Consider the following 1,737-nt stretch of genomic DNA (forward strand, 5'->3'; position numbering starts at 1 on the left):
AAACCCAACTTTGTAGGTTGGGTGAAACGAGCGTGAAACCCAACAGAAGGTTAGAGATGGTGGCGTTGGGTTTCGTTACCTCCACCCAACCAACTCAACTAATGGTGGTGTGAAACGAGCGTGAAACCCAACAAACTGACTACCTGAAAGAGGCGGGTAGGGGGGAAAGATTTAATACTACGGGGGAAATGCGATCGCCCTGGGGAGCAGCCCGTATTGCTTCTTTTCCCAAACCTTTACCCATCATCCCTGATATTGCTTTTTAGGTATCCTGATTTTACCCGTCCCCAATTTTAGTGTCGATTATTCCAGTATATAACGTATAAAATAGCCAACACCTGTAAGGGAATTAAGGCAAGATTACCGCGCATCCATACCGGAAACGAAAAACTGGAAAAAGTTATAAAGTACAGGAGGCTGATTCCTGTCAATCCAGTTAATAAAATCGTCTTTCTCTTAATCAACATTTTTGATAAAGTTCCTGAAATATAACCAGGAAAAAACAGTAATAATCATATTATACTGATGTTTTAATTTGACCATTATTAGGGGTTAAAACCATCCTTTTTTATTGAGCATATAAGTCTGCAAAAACTCTTCATCACTTTTAGTCAAATAAATGATTCCTTCTATCAAACCAATAACCCCTACAACTACTGCTGCTACTCCACAAGTGAATAGGGTTGACAACAGCATAATTAACCCCTCTGTACTATATCCTAAAACGAACTTGTGAATCCCCAATCCACCCAAAAGAATCCCCAAAACTCCAGCAGCAATTTTCTTACTATTGGCTTCCTGTAATGTAGGTTCTGACATCTGTCTTGACCCCTAGCTAGTTTTCTTTTAGACTAGCCCCAATTGGGAGGATATCAGGAAAATTATAGAATTAATTTATATTTGTTTAATTTTTGTTTACATTCAGTAATTATTTGTGATATTACCCAGGTTATATGAAAGCCAGGTTTAGGGTGAGTTACCCGGTTGTGAGGAAAACAGCCAAACGAATTCCATGATAACCCAATAAGACGATCAGAAACCATCCTACCAACCCCATCTTATGGTTGAATAACCAATCATGCAAGGAACTAGACAAATAACGACGGGTTAAAATTTCAATACATAAATGAATAGTCATCAATAAAAAACCCACAAAAACGCAGATTCCCAATCCATGATAGGAGAGAGATTCTCTGAGGTTCCCCCTAGCAATTTCTACAAAAGCGCGAGTCATCCCACAGGTAGGACAAGGAATACCCGTCGCTGATAAAATCAGGCATTTCCACCCAAAACTAGCAGAAGTATGTCCTAATAAATAAGCACCGACAAGGGGAGAAGAGACACAAGACAAGCTAAAATAGCGCCATTGTAAGGCTTGAGTAGATAATTTTTGGGAAGATAACTGAAATCGCATTATAGTTCAGACTTGAGCAAACCCAAAACTGCCGATCAGAGAATGTGCTGACATAGTGATAAAAGTATATCACAGTGCTAGTCTTTTTATGAGGTTGGCGATTGTACAGATGTGAAGGGGGCAAAAAATGAGAATAATTACATCAACCAATCATCACTACGACTAAACTTTGTAGGTTGGGTGAAACGCAGTGAAACCCAACAGAAGGTTAGAAATGGTGGCGTTGGGTTTCGTTACCTCCACCCAACCTACTCAACTAATGGTGGTGTGAAACGACCGTGAAACTCAACTTTGTAGGTTGGGTGAAACGCAGTGAAACCCAA

2 protein-coding genes are annotated in these 1,737 nt (G+C 39.8%); both read right to left on the reverse strand.

What is annotated here, in order from left to right; all coding sequences use genetic code 11:
• Positions 1-552: 552 nt before the first annotated feature.
• Positions 553-819, reverse strand: a complete 267-nt coding sequence (locus P5674_RS24420) for a TM2 domain-containing protein (protein WP_006615994.1) — start codon at positions 817-819, stop codon at positions 553-555.
• 157 nt (positions 820-976) lie between these two features.
• Positions 977-1,414, reverse strand: coding sequence for a DUF2752 domain-containing protein (locus tag P5674_RS24425; protein WP_006615993.1), 438 nt, complete (start codon positions 1,412-1,414; stop codon positions 977-979).
• Between the last annotated feature and the right edge of the window lie 323 nt (positions 1,415-1,737).

It is taken from the genome of Limnospira sp. PMC 289.06 (assembly GCF_032350395.1).
GTDB lineage: Bacteria > Cyanobacteriota > Cyanobacteriia > Cyanobacteriales > Microcoleaceae > Limnospira > Limnospira platensis.